Genomic DNA, 13,402 nt, shown 5'->3' on the forward strand with positions numbered 1-13,402 from the left:
ATGGTGGCGCGCGTGCCGGGCGACTGCGTCATCGGGGTGGATCTCGGCGGGACGAAGCTGCTCGCCGGCCTGGTCCGGGACGACCTGACGGTGCTCGAGCGGGTCTACCGCCTGGCTCCCCCGTCGGGGGATCCGGAGGACCTGCTGCAGCACGTCGTCGACGAGGTCCGCGAGCTGCTGGGCAGCGGGATCGTCGACCCCGCGCGGGTGCGGGCGGTCGGCGTCGGCATCCCGTCGCTGGTGGACCGGGAGCGCGGGATCGCGGTCTCGACGGTGCACCAGCCGCTCGACGACGTGCCGGTCCGGGACGAGCTGCAGGATCGCCTGCAGCTGCCCGTCGCCCTCGACAACGACGCGAACTGCGCCGCCCTGGCGGAGTGGCGGGCCGGTGCCGCGAAGGGCTGCGACGACGTCGTCCTCCTCACCGTCGGGACCGGGATCGGCAGCGGGGTCGTGGCGGGCGGCCGGCTGTTGCGCGGCTCGACGGGCGCGGCCACCGAGCTCGGGCACATGGTCGTCGACTTCGACGGTCCGCCGTGCCAGGGCGCCTGCCGCAACCAGGGCTGCCTGGAGGCGCTGGCGTCCGGCAGCGCGCTGGGGCGCGAGGGTGCGCGGCTGGCCGGCCAGCGCCCGGGCTCCGAGCTCGCGCGCCTGGCGGCGGAGGGCCACCCCATCACCGGCGTGCACGTCACGGTGGCCGCGCGACGCGGCGACCGGGCGGCCGTCGAGGCGCTCGAGCGGGTCGGGACGCTGCTCGGCGTCGGCATCGCCAACGCCATGAACATCTTCAACCCGGAGCTCGTGCTCGTCGGCGGCGGCGTCTCCGACGCGGGGGAGCTGCTGCTGGCCCCCGCCCGCACCGAGGCCCGCCGTCGCGCACGGCCGCCGTCCAACCGGGCCCGCGTCGAGCGTGCCGCGTTCGGACCCGAGGCCGGCATGGTCGGCGGTGCGGTGCTCGCCCTGGAGGAGGCCCGATGAGCACGCCGGAGACCGCGGGGACGACGGATCGTCCGGACGACCGGGACGACCGGGACGACCGGGCAACGCAGGGCACAGGGGCCACGGAGGACGCCGGGACGTCGGCCGATCACGACGCCGCGCCGGCCGACGGCCGCGTCGGGCGCCTCGTGGTCTGCGCGACCCCGATCGGCAACCTCGAGGACGTCACCGCCCGCGTCCTCCGCACGCTCGCGGAGGCCGCGGTGGTCGCCTGCGAGGACACCCGCCACACCCGGCGCCTGCTCGACCGCCACGGGATCCGGCAGCGGACGGTCAGCCTGCACGAGCACAACGAGGCGGAGCGCTCCGGCGAGCTGCTGGACCGCGTCCGCGCGGGCGAGGTCGTGGCCCTGGTCAGCGACGCCGGGATGCCCGTGGTCAGCGACCCGGGCGGCCGGCTGGTCGCCGCCGCACGCGACGCCGGCCTGCCCGTCGAGGTGCTGCCGGGCGCCAGCGCGCCGGTCACCGCGATCGCGACGGCCGGGATCGTCGCGGACCGCTGGCGCTTCGTCGGGTTCCTGCCGCGGCGCGGCGACGACGTCGTCGCCCTGCTCGCGCACCCCGAGACCTCCGTCGCGTTCGAGTCGCCCAACCGGCTGGTCGCGACGCTCCGCGCGCTGGCGGCGATCGACCCCGACCGGGTCGTCGCCGTCTGCCGCGAGCTGACCAAGCTCCACGAGGAGGTCGTCCGCGGCCCGGTCGCCGAGGTCGCCGCGCGGTTCGGTGAGAGCGGCGTGCGGGGCGAGGTCACCCTGGTGGTCGCGGGCGTCCCCGAGGCCGCGGCCGACGACGCCGACCGGTCCGTCGCGCTGGACGCGGTCGCCGAGCTCGTCGAGGCCGGGGCCCGGGCGAAGTCGGCGGCGCGCGTCGTGGCGGGGCTCACCGGGCAGTCGGCCAACGAGCTCTACCGGGCGCTGCACGAGCGCGACTGACGCCGCCGACGCCGAGGCCCGGTGGGCCGACGTGGCACTCCCCGGGCTCGTGACCCGGGCGGCGCCGCCCGGCGTCACGCTCCTCGCGGCGCTAGCGCTGGGCGGGCTCGAGCCCGAACGCCGCCTCGGCGCGGTCGACGATCTCGCCGGCCAGGGCCAGCGACGCGGTGGCCGCGGGGGAGGGGGCGTTGCGCACGTGCAGCGTGCGGTCGTCGTGGTCGAGCACGAAGTCGTCGACCAGGCCGCCGTCGCGGCGCAGCGCCTGCGCCCGGACGCCGGCGGGGCCGGGCAGCAGGTCGTGGGCGCGCAGCTCGGGGACCATCCGGGCGAGCTCCGCGGCCATCGCCCGGCGGCTGACGGTGCGGTGGATCTCGCCGCCGGCGGTGCGCCACCACGTCCGCGCCATCCGCCAGGTGCCGGGCCAGCGCACGGTCGCGCCGAGGTCGGTCCGGCGCACCCGCGTCAGGCGGTACGCGTCGCGGGCGCCGACCAGCAGCGCGGTCGGGCCGGCGTGGACCTCGCCGTCGACGCCGCGGGTGAGGTGCACGCCCAGGAACGGCAGGTCCGGGTCGGGCACCGGGTAGACCAGGCCGCGGACGAGCGACGCGGCCTCGGGCGACAGCACGCGGTAGCCGCCGCGGAACGGCACGACCCGGACGTCGGCGTCGGCCGGCGCGGCCCCGCGCGGGGCGAGGGCGTCGGCCCAGGCCCCCGCGCAGACGATCGCCCGGCGGGCGTGCGAGACGTCCGAGTCACCCGCCGGACCCCCCGGGCCGGTGCGGGCGCCGCCGGACGCGCCGCGGGGACGGTGCCGCAGCCGCACGCCGTCGTCGGACCGGGCGGCACCGACCACCTCGCGCCCCAGGTGCAGCGTGCCGCCCCGTGCACGGACATCCGCCGCCAGCGCCCGCGTCACCCCGACGAAGTCGACGACCCCGGTGCCGGGCGACCACAGCCCGTCGAGTCCCCGGACGTGGGGCTCGTGGCGCCGGATGCCCGCGGCGTCCAGGCGCCGCAGCCCCGGCACCCCGTTGGCGCGACCGCGGCGCTCGAGCTCGTCGAGCCGCGGCAGCTCCTCGGCGCGCGTGGCGACGACGACCTTGCCGCAGCGCTCGTGCGCGACGCCGTGCTCGGCGCAGAACGCCAGGAGCGCCTCGACGCCCTCGACGGCCAGGCGCGCCTTGAGCGAGCCCGGCCGGTAGTAGAGGCCGGAGTGGGCCACGCCGCTGTTGTGACCGGTCTGGTGGGCGGCCACGGCGTCCTCGCGCTCCAGCACCGCGACCCGCAGCCCCGGGCGCCGGCGCAGCGCCTCCCGGGCGACGGCGAGGCCGACGATCCCCGCGCCGACGACGAGCAGGTCGCAGGCCGCGGGCGGGGCGCCGTCGTCGGAGGCGGCGATCGGGGCCGGAGGCATCGGCTCGGGACCTACAGCGGAGCCTCGAGCTCGCCGAGGCGCTCGGTGAGCTTCAGGTTCTCGCGGTAGTCCACGGGCACCGCGATGACCGTGACGCCGTCGGACTCCAGGCCCGCGCGCAGGGCCGGCAGCAGCTGCGAGGCCTCGGTGATCCGGACGCCCGTGCCCCCGAAGCTCTCGGTGAACGCCACGACGTCGGGGTTGCCGAACTTGACGGACGAGCTCGTGCCGAGCTCCATCTCCATCTTCCACTCGATCAGGCCGTAGCCGTCGTCCTCCCAGACCAGGACGCACAGCGGGATCCCCTCCCGCACCGCGGTCTCGAGCTCCTGGGCGTGCATCAGGAACGCGCCGTCGCCGGTGGCCGCGAGGATCTTCGCGTCCGGCCGGGCGAGCTTCGCCCCGAGGGCGCCGGGAAGGGAGAAGCCCATCGTCGACAGGCCGTTGGAGAGCAGGCAGGTGTTGGGCGCGTAGGTGGGGTAGAGCCGCGCCATCCACATCTTCACCGCGCCGGTGTCGGCCAGGACGATGTCCTCGCGACCGAGCGCCGCGCGCGTGTCGGCGACGATCCGCTGCGGCGAGAGCGGCACCTGCTCGTCGTCGGCGTGCGCGTCGAGCTCGTCGCGGAGCAGGGCCGCGACCCCGGGGGTCTTCCGGGCGCGCCACGGTGCCGGGGAGTCCGCCGCGGCGTCGGCGCGCTCGAAGGCCTCCGTGAACAGCTCCAGCGACCGTCCGATGGATCCGTGCAGGCCGACGTCGACGGGGTAGTGCCGGTCGACCTCGGCCGGGAAGCGATGGACGTGGATGATCGTCGCGTCGCCCTCGGGGTTGACCTTCTTCGGGTCGAACTCCTGCAGCTCGTAGCCGACGGCGACGATCGTGTCGGCCGCGTCGAAGCCGAAGTTCACGTAGTCGTGGCGCATGAAGCCCACGGCGCCGAGCCCCAGCGGGTGGTCGTCGGGGAAGACGCCCTTGGCGTGGAACGTCGCGGCGACGGGGATGCCCGTGGCCTCGGCGAAGCGGACGAGCTGCGCGGCCGCGCCGTCCTCGCGCGCGGCGCCGTGGCCGGCCAGGACGATCGGGCGCTCCGCGGCCAGCAGCAGCTCCACGGCCCGGTCGACCTGCGCGTCGGTCGGCTCGTTCGGCCGGACGCGGTCGATCCGCAGCGGCACGAGGTCGTCGGGGACCTCCGCGCTCTCGATGTCCTCCGGGACCGCCAGGTAGACGGCGCCGGGGCGCTCGGTCTGCGCGGTCTTGAACGCCTTGCGGAGGATCTCGGGGATCGACTCGGGCGTCGGGATCAGGGCCGACCACTTCGTGATCGGGGCGAACATCGGCACGAGGTCGATGCCCTGGTGGGACTCCTTGTAGGAGCGGTCGCGGCCGACCTGGGCGGTCAGCGCGATCAGCGGGGTGGAGTTCGTCTGCGCGTCGGCGACCCCGAGCTGCAGGTTGATCGCGCCCGGGCCGAGCGTCGCCGAGCAGACCGCGGCGCGCTGCGTCAACCGGCCGTACATCTCGGCCATGAACGACGCGGCCTGCTCGTGCCGGACGAGCACGTAGCGGATCTCCGAGTCGTCGAGCGCCTGGACGAAGTGGATGTTCTCCTCGCCGGGGATCCCGAAGACGTACTGGACGCCCTCGGCCTCGAGGCAGCGGACGAGGAGCTGGGCGGCGGTGACGCTCATGCGGTGGTCTCCGGGGTCGGGATGGAGCGAGTCTAGGCGCCGCCGGTCCGGCGGATCCGGTGGCGTCGCGTCGGCGCGGCGCGGGGACGCCTACCCGCGTCCGGGGCCGGGCACGCGCAGGGGTCACGGGACCGTGCCGGGCTGCGCGCGACCCGTGCGCGTCGCGCGCCGGAACGGCGACGACCGGGGTGCGCCGGCGACGGCGGCCTACGGTCGGTGCGTGGTCGATCCGCCGCCGCTCCTCCGCCCCGTCGAGGGCCCGGTGGTCTCCCGGTTCTCGTACGACCGGGCCACGCCGTTCCGCTCCGGACGGCGGCGGATCGTCCGCTTCCGGGTGCCGCCCGGGGCCGTCGTCCGCGCTCCCTGCCGGGGGCGCGTGACCCACGCCGGGCGCGTCCCCGGTGGCGGCGGCGTGACCCTGCGCTGCGGCGGGTGGTCCGTGACGCTGACCGGGGTCGACGCGCAGGCCACCCGGGGGCGACGGGCGGCGAGGGGCACGACGATCGCCCGGGCCGGGGCGTCCCCGGTCGGTCTCGGGCTCCGCCGCACAGCCGACCCCTTCGGCTACGTCGATCCGCTGCCGCTCCTGCGCGCGCCGGAGCCCGCGGAGCCGTTCGTGCCGCTGGGCCCGGCGCCCCGGGTGCGGCCGGTGGCTCCGGTGCCCGCGCCGGCCGCGCGACCGCTGCCGGTGCCCGCGGTCCTGCGGGTGCCGGTGGCCCCGGGGGCGCCCGCCCCGGTGTCGGCCTGGGTGGGCCTGGGCGTGGCGGCGCTCGGCCTCCCCGCCGGAGCGGTCGGGCTCCGCGTGCGCCGCCGGCGGGTCCGTGGCCGCGCGGTCGTCGCGGGTCGCGCCGACGCCTGATGGCCGACGGCCGTCCCGCCCGCCCGCATCCGCATCCCGGCCCGACGGCCGGCCGCTCCGTCGGGCCCCGATGCGCGTCCGGGGCCTCCCCGACGCACGCCGGTACCCTGCCTCCGGCATGGGTTACCTCGTCACCACCCCGATCTTCTACGTCAACGCGGCGCCGCACCTGGGCCACGCGTACTCGACGATCGTGGCCGACGTGCTCGCCCGGCACCACCGCCAGCGCGGCGACGACGTGTTCTTCCTCACCGGCACCGACGAGCACGGCGAGCCCGTCGCCAACGTCGCCGCGGAGCGCGGCATCACCCCGCAGGAGCTCGTCGACGAGAACGCCCCGCGCTTCCAGGCGATGGGCCCGGTGCTCGAGAGCAGCAACGACTTCTTCGTCCGGACGTCCGACCCGCGGCACAAGGCCGTCGTGCAGGAGATCCTCACCGCCGTCAAGGACAACGGCTGGGTCTACGAGGGGCAGTACGAGGGCTGGTACTGCCCGAAGTGCGCCGACTTCAAGACCGAGACCGAGATCGCGGAGGGCAACACCTGCCCGATCCACGGCATCGCCCTCCTGCGGGAGTCCGAGAACAACTGGTTCTTCAAGCTCTCCGCCTTCCAGGAGCAGCTCGAGCAGCTCTACGCGGACCGTCCCGACTGGGTCGTCCCGCAGAGCCGCCGCAACGAGGCGCTCGCGTTCATCAAGGGCGGGCTGCAGGACGTCTCGCTCAGCCGCAACCAGATCACCTGGGGCGTCGAGGTCCCGTGGGACCTCGAGCACGTCTTCTACGTCTGGTGGGACGCGCTCCTCAACTACGTCACCGCCCTGCGCTTCGGCCGCGAGGGCCAGGACCTGACGACGACCCACTGGCCGGCGACGCACGTCATCGGTAAGGACATCCTCAAGTTCCACACCATCTACTGGCCGGCGCTCCTGATGGCCGCCGGCATGGAGGTCCCGACCCGGGTGATGGTCGGCGGCTTCCTGCTCGTCGACGGCGCGAAGATGAGCAAGTCCAAGGGCAACGTGCTGGACCCGTTCGAGGCGATCGAGCAGTACGGCGCCGACGCGGTGCGCTTCTACCTGCTGCGCGAGGTCGCGTTCGGGTCGGACGGCTCCGTCTCGCTCGAGGGGCTGAGGCTCCGCTACGAGTCCGAGCTGGCCAACGACTTCGGCAACCTCGCATCGCGCTCGACCGCGATGGTCCGCCGCTACCGCGACGCCGCGGTGCCCGACGTGGCGGTCGACGCGTCGATCGCCGCCGACTTCGAGGGCCTGCCGGCCACCGTCGCCGGGATGCTCGACGACGGGCAGATCAGCCAGGCCCTCGAGACGATCTGGGAGCGCGTCCGCCGCCTGAACCGCTTCGTCGAGGAGCGGGCGCCCTGGACCCTGGCCAAGGCCGAGAAGGCGACCGAGGAGGACCCCGACGCCGCCGCCCGGGCCACCGCGGACCTCGACCGCGTCCTGCGCACCCTCGTCGAGGGCGTCCGGTCGCTCGCCGTCCTGCTGCACCCCTGGCTGCCGGCCAGCACCGTCGTGCTGCTCGACGCACTGGGCGCCCCGGACCTGTCGTGGACCGGCGCCGAGCTGGGGACCGGGGCCGCGGGCGCGGTCGGCGACCTCGCCCCGCTGTTCCCCAAGGACCGGTCGGCCGCGTGAGCCGCCCCGTCGCCGCCCCCGGAGCCCCTTCGTGATCGACAGCCACACCCACCTCGACTCCTGCGACGAGGGCAACGACGAGCTCGTCGGCAACGCGCGCGCCGCCGGGGTCCGGCGGATCCTGACCGTCGGCATGGACGAGGCCTCCAACCGCACGGCGCTGACCGCGGCGGAGACCTTCGACGAGGTCTGGGCCGCCGTCGGCCGGCACCCGAACGCCGCGACGGGCTACGACGCCGCGGCGGCCGCGGACCTGCGCGAGCTCGCCGCCCACCCGCGCTGCGCCGCGATCGGCGAGACCGGCCTGGACTTCTTCCGCGAGGGCGCGCCCGGAGCGGACCAGCGCGCCGCCTTCCACGACCAGATCGAGATCGCCCGCGAGACCGCCAAGCCGCTCGTCATCCACACCCGCGCCGCCGACGACGAGACGATCTCCACCCTGCGCGAGCGCGCCGGCGGGGTCGTCGTGGTCCTGCACTGCTTCTCCATGCCCGCGCGCCTGCACGAGTGCCTCGAGCAGGGCTGGTACGTCTCGTTCGCGGGCAACGTCACCTACCCGAAGAACGTCGACCTCGCCCTGGCCGCGGCGAGCGTGCCCGACGACCGGGTCCTCGTCGAGACCGACGCGCCGTACCTGACGCCGCAGTCGCGCCGGCGCGAGCGCAACCAGACCGCCAACGTCACCGAGACCGCCCGCTTCGTCGCCGCGCAGCGCGGCCAGTCCTACGAGGACCTCGAGGCCGCCGTGACGGCCAACGCCGCCCGTGTGTTCGGGTGGGACGCGTGAGCGGCACCGACGCCGACGCCCCGCCCGCCGGTCCGGACGAGGACGGGACGCCCGGGAGCGGCACCTCGGCCGACGCCGCCGCGGAACGCGAGGCCCGGGAGGCCGCCGAGCGCGCCGCCGTCGCGGACGTCCTCGCCGGCGGGAGCGGGCAGCCCGCCCAGGCCAGCATCCGGCGGATGGCCGAGCACGGCGTCCGTCCCCGCCACGAGCTCGGCCAGAACTTCCTCGTCGACGACAACATCCTCGGGGTCATCGAGCGGCTCGCCGACCTGCGGGCCGACGACGTCGCGCTCGAGGTCGGCGGGGGCCTCGGCGTCCTCTCCGAGCACCTCGGCGCCCGCGTCGCCGGACTGCACGTCGTCGAGCTCGACCGCGGGCTGGAGGAGCCCCTCCGGGAGGCGCTCGAGCCGTTCCCGGGGGCGCAGCTGCACTTCGGCGACGCGGTCAAGGTCGACTACGCCTCCTACGACCCGCCGCCGACGGTCTGCGTCTCGAACCTCCCCTACAACGTCGCCGCGACCGTCATCCTGAGGACCGTGGCCGAGCTCCCGACGTGCGACCGCTGGGTCGCGATGGTGCAGAAGGAGGTCGGCGAGCGGTTCGCCGCGCCTCCCGGGACGAAGGCCTACGGGGCCCCGTCCGCCCTCGCCCAGCTGTCCTGCGACGTCAAGGTGCTGCGCGCCGTGTCCCGGCGGATCTTCTCGCCGGTGCCCAACGTCGACAGCGTGCTGCTCGGGCTGCGGCGCGTGCGCCCGCCCGCGCCCCGGCCGGTGCGCGACCTGATCAACGCCGCCTTCCTGCACCGCCGCAAGGTGCTCGCCAAGTCCGTGTCGCTCGGGATGCCCCGCGACGCCCAGAACGCCCGGCGCGACGCGATCAAGCTCGCGCTGGAGCAGGTCGGCCTGCCGCTCGACGTCCGGGCCGAGCGCGTCCCGGCCCTCGCCTTCGCCGACCTCACCCGCGCGATCGCGGCCACGGACGGCGACGACGCCACCGTCGCGGCGATCGACACCTGGAGGAGCGCATGACCCGGTCGTCGGCCGGTCGGACCGTCGGCGCCGGTGCGCGGACGGTCGCGCCCGCGAAGCTGAACGCCACCCTGCTCGTCGGCCCGGTCCGGCCCGACGACGGCCGCCACGAGCTGACGTCCGTGATGCAGTCGCTGAGCCTCGCCGACGACGTCGCGCTCGTGCCCGCCCCGGAGGGCGGGACCGACGGCGTGGACTGCCCCGGTGTCACCGGTGACAACCTCGCGCTGGACGCCCTGCGGGCCTTCCGCGAGGCGACGGGCTGGTCGGTCGGCCCGCTCACCGTCCGAATCGTCAAGCGCATCCCGGTCGCCGCGGGGATGGCCGGCGGGTCGACCGACGCCGCCGCCGTCCTGCGACTCGCCGCCCACCTCAGCGGCCACGACGCCCCGGACCTGCTGCAGGAGCTCGCCGCCGGTCTCGGGGCCGACGTGCCGCACGGCCTGCGCCCGGGCCTCGCGCTGGCCGCGGGCGCGGGGGAGCGGCTCGTCCGCTTCGGCGGCGTCCTCCCCGGCGCCGTCGTCGTCGTCCGTGCCGACGTCGGCCTCTCGACCCCGACCGTCTTCCGGCGTGCCGACGAGCTCGCGCCGCCCCGCACCGCCGAGGACCTCGAGGCGTGGCGCCTGCGCGTGGTCGCGGCGCTCGAGGCGGTGGGCGGCGGAGAGCTCGCGCGCTACCCCGACGAGCTGGCCGTCAACGACCTGGGCGCCGCCGCCGTCGATCTGGAGCCCGTGGTGGGCGAGCACCTGGCCGCGCTGGGGGCGGCGGGTGCCGCACCGGCGCTGGTGTGCGGGTCCGGCGCCACGACCGTCGGCTGGTTCGCCGACGAGGCGACCGCCACGGTCGCGGCGCGGCGCCTGCGCTCCGAGGGCCTCGACGCCCTGATCGCGGTCCCCTCGGCCGGCGCACCGATCGTCGAGGTGGAGGCATGAGCGGTCTCGCCCCGGCGATCCCTATCGCCCAGGTGCACCCGCTCTGGCTCTCGCTGGTCGTCCTCGCGCCGGCCGTCGTCTGGTTCTTCCGCCGCCGGGGCACGAAGCCGGGCTGGGCGATCCCGGTGGCGGTCGTCGCCGTCGTGGCCGGCGTCCTCTTCGGTCTCGGACTCGTCGAGATCCCGTCGCTGGAGGACCTGCCGCTGCAGGAGAAGGTCGGCGACGTCGGCGATGCCGTCGGGCACTGGGGCTACCTGATCGTCGGCGTCCTCGCGTTCCTCGAGACGGGCGCCTTCGTCGGTCTCGTCGCACCGGGCGAGACGTTCGTCATCCTCGGCGGCGTGCTCGCGGGCGAGGGCACCCTGAGCTACGGCCTGCTGCTCGCGCTCGTCTGGTTCTCCGCGTTCCTGGGCGACGCCGCGAGCTTCGGGCTCGGACGCCGGTTGGGCCGCGGGTTCCTGGTCAAGCACGGGCCGCGGGTGAAGATCACGCCCGACCGGCTCGAGCAGGTCGAGGGCTTCCTGGAGAAGCACGGCGGCAAGGCCATCGTCATCGGCCGGTTCCTCGGCTTCGTCCGCGCGGTCGCGCCGTTCATCCTCGGCTCCAGCGGCGTCTCGTGGCGGCGGTTCCTGCCCTACGCCGTCATCGGCAGCGGGCTCTGGGCCGGCCTCTTCGTGACGCTGGGCTACATCTTCTGGCAGAGCCTCGACAAGCTCCTGGGCTGGATCAAGCAGGGGGCGTTCGCCTTCGGCACCGTCGTGGTGCTCGTCGTGGCGATCATCGCGGCGGTCCACTGGTTCGGCGTCGAGGAGAACCGCGACAAGGCCCGCGCATGGGTCGAGGACGCGCAGGCCACCCGCTGGGGCCGGGTCCTCCTGGCGATCTGGCGGCCCGTCTCCGGGCCGGCCCGGTTCCTCTGGCACCGGATCACCCCGGGAGGCATCGGCCTCGAGGCCACCACCCTGGCCGCGGTCATCGCCGTCGGCACGTTCGCGTTCGTCGGGCTCGAGTCCACCCTCGACGACCGCGGACCGACCGGCCTGGCGACGGGCGACGTCAGCACCCTGGACTGGGTCGAGCGCCTGACCTTCGGGCCCGCCGAGGAGCTCTCCCGCATCGGTGTGGTGCTCGGGTCCTACCCCGTCGTCGCGGGCCTCGCGCTCCTGGCGGCCGCGTTCCTCGTCGGCCGCCGCCGGGTCGGATCGGCGATCGCGCTGGTCGCCTCGTCCGCCGCGGCGCTCGTCATCGGCGCGATCGTCCGGGCGTCGGAGGGCCGGACCCCGCCGCCGGGCGCGCTCGAGACGGTCGACGGATCGAGCTTCCCGTCCCCGGTCGCCGTATCCGCCGTCGTGTGGGTCGCGGTCGCGCTGGCGTTGAGCCCCGCGGTGCGGCGGGTGCCCGGCCGCGTCGGCCTGACCGGGCTGGCCGTGATCCTCGCCGTGGCGATCTGCACGGCGCCGCTGGTCCTCCGCACCGCCTACCTCTCGGACGTCCTCGCGGGCGCCGGGCTCTCCGCCGCGGTGATGGCCGTCGTCGGCCTCGGCGCGATCGTCGTCGGGCACATCCGTCACACTCCCGACCCATGAGCGGGGACCTCACCACCTACCTCGTCGTCGGCGTCGGCGGCGTCGTCGCCCTGGCGACCGTGGTCTGGCTGATCTTCGTCCCCGTCGTCCAGATGTACCCGACCTGGTGGCAGAAGACGGCCGCCGGCGTCCTGGCGACCGTCGTCGTCTGGGCCTTCGCGATCGGTGGCATCTACGTCGGTCTGCAGGTCGTGGACCGCTTCCTCAGCTGAGCCTGCGTGGCCCCCGGCACGGGCGTGGCGACGGCCCACCGGTACGATCAGGGTTGTGCATCCGCCCGACTCGCCGGTGGTCAGTGACGCGGGGCCCCTCGACGCCATCGCCGAGGCCGTGTCCTCCGGCGCCGGTCTTCCGGCCCTCGCCCGCGCCGTGGCGCGCGCCCTCGACGCCGGTCTGGTGGTCGCCGACCGCGGTGGCGCGGTCCTGGCCGTGGCGGCCCGCTCGCGCGACGAGGAGCGCCGGCTGCTGGCCGTCCGCGGCGAGCTCGACGCGACGGTGCTGACCGTCGCGGGGGAGACCGCCGGCAGCGCGGTCCTCCAGCACCGCGGCGAGCCGGACCCCGGCGTCCTGGCCCTCGTCCTGACCGTCCTGGCGCTCGAGGTCGAGCGCGTCCGCGCCCCCGCCCGCGCCAGCCAGGAGGAGTCCGCGGCCTTCTGCGGCGAGCTGCTCCAGGGCACGCTGGCCGACGGCCCGGCGATCGTCGAGCGCGGCGCCGAGCTCGGCCTGGACCTGTCGGAGTCCACCGGGGCGCTCGTCGTCCGCGTCCACCCGCACGTCGCCGGCGACGAGGGCTGGCGCGCCCGGGCGCTGGCCGCCGTCGAGCGCGGTGCCCGTGCCGTCAGCCCCAGCTCGCTCGTGGGCGGCCTCGACCGGCCCGGCCCGGCCTGCGAGGTCGTCGCGCTGATCCCCGCCGGCTCCGAGGACGCGGTCTCCCGGGCCGCCCAGGCGGCGTTCACCGAGCTCGACGGCGTGCTGCCCGGGCACGGGGTCTCCGTCGGCCACGGACGCCCGACCGACCAGCCGGCGGACCTGCCCCGTGCGGTGCAGGAGGCCCTCCTGGCCTGCAACGTCAGCGAGGGCGACCCGGAGAGCGCGGTCCTCGGCTTCGAGGAGACCGGGGCCTACCGGCTGCTGCTGTCCGCGATGAGCGAGAACCCGGACGAGCTCCGGCGCTTCTACGCCGAGACGATCGAGCCGCTCGCCGCCTACGACGCGCAGTACGAGACCGACCTGGTCGGCACCGTCACCGCCTACCTCGACGCGGACGGCTCCGTCGCCGCCGCGGCCCAGCGCCTCTTCACGCACCGCCACACGGTCCGCTACCGCCTGGAGCGGGTCCGCGAGCTCTGCGGTCTCGACGTCACCTCGAGCGACGGCCGCGAGCGCCTGAGCCTCGGGCTGAAGGCCATGCGCGTCCTCGGCCTGGGCCAGCACGACGGCCCGGCCCTCGGCGAGCGCGAGACACGCCCCCGCCGCCCGGCCTCGGGCGGCCGCCGCACCGCCCGCTAGAGCGAGCGGCG

At 75.9% G+C, this 13,402-nt stretch carries 12 protein-coding genes; 10 read left to right on the top strand and 2 right to left on the bottom strand.

Annotation, left to right across the window (positions count from 1 at the left end; all coding sequences use genetic code 11):
* Positions 1-12: 12 nt before the first annotated feature.
* Positions 13-978: an ROK family protein gene (locus Q7T67_RS12475; RefSeq protein ID WP_304789790.1), complete on the top strand. Its 966-nt coding sequence runs from the start codon at positions 13-15 to the stop codon at positions 976-978.
* Positions 975-1,931: a 16S rRNA (cytidine(1402)-2'-O)-methyltransferase gene (rsmI, locus tag Q7T67_RS12480; protein ID WP_304789793.1), complete on the top strand. Its 957-nt coding sequence runs from the start codon at positions 975-977 to the stop codon at positions 1,929-1,931. Before Q7T67_RS12475 ends, rsmI begins: the two co-directional genes overlap by 4 nt.
* A gap of 91 nt (positions 1,932-2,022) precedes the next feature.
* Here the strand turns inward: rsmI and lhgO are convergent, their stop codons facing one another.
* Positions 2,023-3,345, bottom strand: a complete 1,323-nt coding sequence (gene lhgO, locus Q7T67_RS12485; protein ID WP_304789796.1) for an L-2-hydroxyglutarate oxidase — start codon at positions 3,343-3,345, stop codon at positions 2,023-2,025.
* 11 nt (positions 3,346-3,356) lie between these two features.
* Positions 3,357-5,033, bottom strand: coding sequence for an acetolactate synthase large subunit (locus Q7T67_RS12490; RefSeq protein WP_304789799.1), 1,677 nt, complete (start codon positions 5,031-5,033; stop codon positions 3,357-3,359).
* Positions 5,034-5,253: 220 nt separating this feature from the next.
* Between Q7T67_RS12490 and Q7T67_RS12495 the strand changes: the two genes are divergently transcribed.
* From Q7T67_RS12495 to Q7T67_RS12530, 8 genes are all read left to right on the top strand, one after another.
* The gene (locus Q7T67_RS12495) at positions 5,254-5,892 is read left to right on the top strand and encodes a hypothetical protein (protein ID WP_304789802.1); all 639 of its coding nucleotides are present in this window, start codon (positions 5,254-5,256) and stop codon (positions 5,890-5,892) included.
* A gap of 118 nt (positions 5,893-6,010) precedes the next feature.
* Positions 6,011-7,549 carry a class I tRNA ligase family protein gene (locus Q7T67_RS12500; protein ID WP_304789804.1) on the top strand — a complete coding sequence of 513 codons (1,539 nt, stop codon included), beginning with the start codon at positions 6,011-6,013 and terminating at the stop codon, positions 7,547-7,549.
* Between the two features lie 31 nt (positions 7,550-7,580).
* Positions 7,581-8,336: a TatD family hydrolase gene (locus tag Q7T67_RS12505; protein WP_304789807.1), complete on the top strand. Its 756-nt coding sequence runs from the start codon at positions 7,581-7,583 to the stop codon at positions 8,334-8,336.
* Entirely contained in the window at positions 8,333-9,364 is a 1,032-nt protein-coding gene (rsmA, locus tag Q7T67_RS12510; RefSeq protein ID WP_304789810.1) for a 16S rRNA (adenine(1518)-N(6)/adenine(1519)-N(6))-dimethyltransferase RsmA, read from the top strand. Before Q7T67_RS12505 ends, rsmA begins: the two co-directional genes overlap by 4 nt.
* Positions 9,361-10,296 (top strand): 4-(cytidine 5'-diphospho)-2-C-methyl-D-erythritol kinase, encoded by a 936-nt coding sequence (locus Q7T67_RS12515; RefSeq protein WP_304789813.1) that lies wholly within the window; start codon positions 9,361-9,363, stop codon positions 10,294-10,296. The genes rsmA and Q7T67_RS12515 overlap by 4 nt, the downstream gene beginning before the upstream one ends.
* Positions 10,293-11,882 (top strand): DedA family protein, encoded by a 1,590-nt coding sequence (locus Q7T67_RS12520; protein WP_304789815.1) that lies wholly within the window; start codon positions 10,293-10,295, stop codon positions 11,880-11,882. Before Q7T67_RS12515 ends, Q7T67_RS12520 begins: the two co-directional genes overlap by 4 nt.
* Positions 11,879-12,094, top strand: coding sequence for a hypothetical protein (locus tag Q7T67_RS12525; protein ID WP_304789818.1), 216 nt, complete (start codon positions 11,879-11,881; stop codon positions 12,092-12,094). The genes Q7T67_RS12520 and Q7T67_RS12525 overlap by 4 nt, the downstream gene beginning before the upstream one ends.
* Positions 12,095-12,149: 55 nt before the next feature.
* On the top strand, positions 12,150-13,391 hold the full coding sequence (locus tag Q7T67_RS12530) for a CdaR family transcriptional regulator (RefSeq protein WP_304789821.1): 1,242 nt from the start codon (positions 12,150-12,152) through the stop codon (positions 13,389-13,391).
* Positions 13,392-13,402: the final 11 nt, after the last annotated feature.

The organism is Patulibacter sp. (genome assembly GCF_030655195.1).
Lineage (GTDB): Bacteria > Actinomycetota > Thermoleophilia > Solirubrobacterales > Solirubrobacteraceae > Patulibacter.

Bases quoted from the DNA above. Each gene is read 5' to 3' on its own strand.
- rsmI (WP_304789793.1), top strand. From the start codon at position 975: ATGAGCACGCCGGAGACCGCGGGGACGACGGATCGTCCGGACGACCGG.
- lhgO (WP_304789796.1), bottom strand. From the start codon at position 3,345: ATGCCTCCGGCCCCGATCGCCGCCTCCGACGACGGCGCCCCGCCCGCG.
- Q7T67_RS12490 (WP_304789799.1), bottom strand. From the start codon at position 5,033: ATGAGCGTCACCGCCGCCCAGCTCCTCGTCCGCTGCCTCGAGGCCGAG.
- Q7T67_RS12500 (WP_304789804.1), top strand. From the start codon at position 6,011: ATGGGTTACCTCGTCACCACCCCGATCTTCTACGTCAACGCGGCGCCG.
- Q7T67_RS12515 (WP_304789813.1), top strand. From the start codon at position 9,361: ATGACCCGGTCGTCGGCCGGTCGGACCGTCGGCGCCGGTGCGCGGACG.
- Q7T67_RS12520 (WP_304789815.1), top strand. From the start codon at position 10,293: ATGAGCGGTCTCGCCCCGGCGATCCCTATCGCCCAGGTGCACCCGCTC.
- Q7T67_RS12525 (WP_304789818.1), top strand. From the start codon at position 11,879: ATGAGCGGGGACCTCACCACCTACCTCGTCGTCGGCGTCGGCGGCGTC.